At 63.4% G+C, this 2,976-nt stretch carries 2 protein-coding genes; one reads left to right on the top strand and one right to left on the bottom strand.

Features of this window, described 5'->3' with window-relative positions; genetic code table 11:
* Positions 1-2,254 (bottom strand): Tn3 family transposase (locus BW994_RS18660; protein ID WP_029314354.1); only part of this gene is annotated, 2,254 nt, incomplete at its 3' end.
* 130 nt (positions 2,255-2,384) lie between these two features.
* Between BW994_RS18660 and BW994_RS18655 the strand changes: the two genes are divergently transcribed.
* Entirely contained in the window at positions 2,385-2,933 is a 549-nt protein-coding gene (locus BW994_RS18655) for a recombinase family protein (RefSeq protein WP_029314352.1), read from the top strand.
* The last annotated feature ends 43 nt before the right edge of the window (positions 2,934-2,976 follow it).

Below are 2,976 nucleotides of genomic sequence, written 5' to 3'. Positions count from 1 at the left end.
GAAGGGCGAGCAGCATCAGGCTGTCGCGCAAGGTGCCGGGAACGACGATGCCGTTCAGGCCGCTGAACTGGTTGGACAGCAGATTGTACCAGGTCACGCCGCGGGACTGGCCGAAATATTTTGGGTTCGGCCCAGCATGGATGGCGCTCGACGGGGCGGTGAAGCGCATTCCGTCCGCTGAGGCGACATCGCCGGCACCCCAGATTTTGACGAGCGGCAGCGCCGTATGGGCGGACACGATCCGCGCACTGGCGGCAGCGATGGTTTCCGGTCGGATAAAGTTCTGACTAACCCAGGCCAGGCGCTCTCGCCGGAGCGCGGGAACCTCCTGCCGACTGACCGCCTCGATGCCGATATTGCAGGCTTCGGCGACCAGGGCGGCGCACAGGCTGGTCTCGAAATGCTCTACCCTGGCCTGCCGCTCGCTGAGGTGGGTGAAGGTCCTGGCAAAGCCGGTACGTTGCATGATTTCCAGGAACAGATCTGGCATACCGGCTTTCGGCATACGCCCCTGAACGGCCGGTCGCAGGGCGCGCAGGCCTTCCGTATCCTCCAGCCGGTCGAGCGGCGTGACGACAATGCGGGTTTTGCCGTCTATGGTCTCGAAGCGCAGATCGGGGTTGCTCGCCGCCCGATCGGCGACGGTGAGGTAGGCACCATCGAGCAGCTTCGCCAAGGCTGCGATCTCGGTCTCGGCGTCCAGCGAGCGGTTGAGCGCCCGGCAAACCACCAACTTGGACGCCTGCCATGTCGCGCCGTCCAGCATTCCGCGTCTGGGATCGCCGTATCGGGTGCCCGGACTGGTGAAAATATCGCGGCGCTTCACGGCGGCCCGCCATGCGTCGATGATGGCGAACACATAGGCTTTGGGATCTGCCACACGGCCTTCCGCGTCCAGCACATGCGGCTGCCAGGTTTTCGGGACCGCCGCTGTCGGCGCATCACGCATCTTCGCATTGGACCAGTCTGCAATTTTCGCGAGGTAGCGGATTGCCTCCTGCACGGCCTTGCCGCCGGGCGCGGCATCCATTTCCAGCCTGGTGGCGACGTTGAAGAACAGGCGGCGTGCCCTGCGCCAGCGGGCAAGAAGCTCCGCATAAGGCTTGGCGTCACGAGGCCTGGCAATCGCATCGACCTCGGCCATCGCGGCCACGAGATCGTCGCGGGGAAGCCGCTCGAACAGGGCGTCGCGCCATTGATCCAGCGGCAGGACGTTCTCTTCAAAGACCAGCTTGGCCATGTCCCGCAGCAGAATGGCGGCATCATCGAGATCGCGCAGGCTTCTCAGCCTGGCCTTTTTGTCGGCGGCTTCGGCATCCTTGACGAGATCGGTGATCAGCGCCTCGGCCAGTTCGGCGGCGTTATCCTGCGCTGCCCCTTCGAGCGTATGGAACAGCGCCGCCACGGTTGCCGTCCGACGCGGTTCCTGAAGGGCGGCGATCGCGGACGGCTTTCCGGCCCGTGCAACCCGCGCCAGCCGCTCAAGGCTCGCGGCCGGAATGCCCCTTGGCGGCGCTGGCCGCAGATCGAATGCACGAATGGCTTCGAGCCGATCGAGGTGGTGCAGGAATTCGCCGGAGGACCGCTGGGTCGGCACGGTTCGCAGGGCGTCCAACGCGGCAAAGCCGCTTTCGTTGCTCCCATCGAACAGCTTTGCAATGCGCTCGCGCTGTTTGTCGTCGAGAGCCGCGACAAGCCGTTTCCAAAGACGCTTTTGTGCGCGGTCTCGGATGCGGCCCACAAAGCGTTCAAGGACGCTGACGCCCGGTAGCAGCACCTTGTTGACGACAAGCCACGACGCGGCGCGCTCGACCAGAGGGCCTGGGTGGTCGTCGCCGCTCCAGCACAACGCATAAAGCCAGCGGGTCAGGCGAAACCGGGCCGGGCCGTTGTCTGCGAATTCCGTGAAGCCGTAACGCTCGCGGATCAGGGCGAGATGGCGGAAGCGCTGACCGTTCTTAAGGTCAAAATAGCCATCGAGGCCGGGGGCTTTCTTCAAGCCGAGCTGATCGACCAGGAAAGCCGTGACAGGACCGGGGATTTCAACATCGGCGCCAGGAAAGACGCCGATGCATCGTGCCGATCCCAGCATGAGCGCAAAGCCGAGGCGGTTGTGGTCGCCGCGCAGCCCGTCGGTGATCTCCCGGTCGCTTCGGTCCAAATGAAAGTACCGCGCCAGCTGATCCGGCGAGGGAGCGGCGGCAAAATTGGCATAGCGTTGCCGCTGCTCGTCGGACAGGTGGCGGGTGGGCATATCGTGCGGAACTTTAGACTTTTGCGAAGGAGCAACGAGACACGGAAAACATAGGATATTTTCCTTGCAAAACACCTATGCGAAAGTCATTATAATTGCAATATGTTTTGCAACACTGAGAGGCACGCACATGAAGCTGGGGTATGCCAGGGTCTCGACCGGGGATCAAAGCCTCGACGGCCAGTCCCAGCGCCTCTCCACAGCCGGGTGCGACAAGCTGTTCGAGGAAAAAATCTCCGGCGCCACGCGCAACCGCCCGCAGCTCGAGAAGCTGATCGAGCACCTGCGCAAGGATGACATCCTGGTGGTGACTCGCCTCGACCGCCTAGCCCGCTCGACCTCCGACCTCTTGCGGATAGCCGAGCGCCTTACCGAAAAAGGCGCCGGTTTGCAGTCGCTTGATGAACCTTGGGCCGATACGACAAGCCCTTCAGGCCGTATGGTCATGACGGTCTTCGGAGGCATTGCCGAGTTCGAGCGCACCCTCATTATCAGCCGCACGAACGACGGCAGGATAGCCGCCAAGGCGCGCGGCGTCGCCTTCGGCCGGCCGAAGAAAATGCGCCCCGATCAGCAACAATTGGCCAGGGAACTCGTCCGCGACGGGAAGTCGATCAGTACCGTTGCCAGGACCTTCGACGTTCACCCCGCGACGATCTACCGCATCATCGAGCCGTAGGTCGCCTTATGCCGGTTTTCTGTTCCGCTCAGCCGCACAGGCC

Source organism: Acidiphilium rubrum, from assembly GCF_900156265.1.
Taxonomy (GTDB): Bacteria; Pseudomonadota; Alphaproteobacteria; order Acetobacterales; family Acetobacteraceae; genus Acidiphilium; species Acidiphilium rubrum.
The sequence above is the reverse complement of the archived record's forward strand: the minus strand, read 5'-3'. Positions and strand labels throughout refer to the sequence as shown.

Excerpts from the sequence above, each read along its gene's own strand:
- BW994_RS18655 (WP_029314352.1), top strand. The coding sequence starts at position 2,385 with ATGAAGCTGGGGTATGCCAGGGTCTCGACCGGGGATCAAAGCCTCGAC.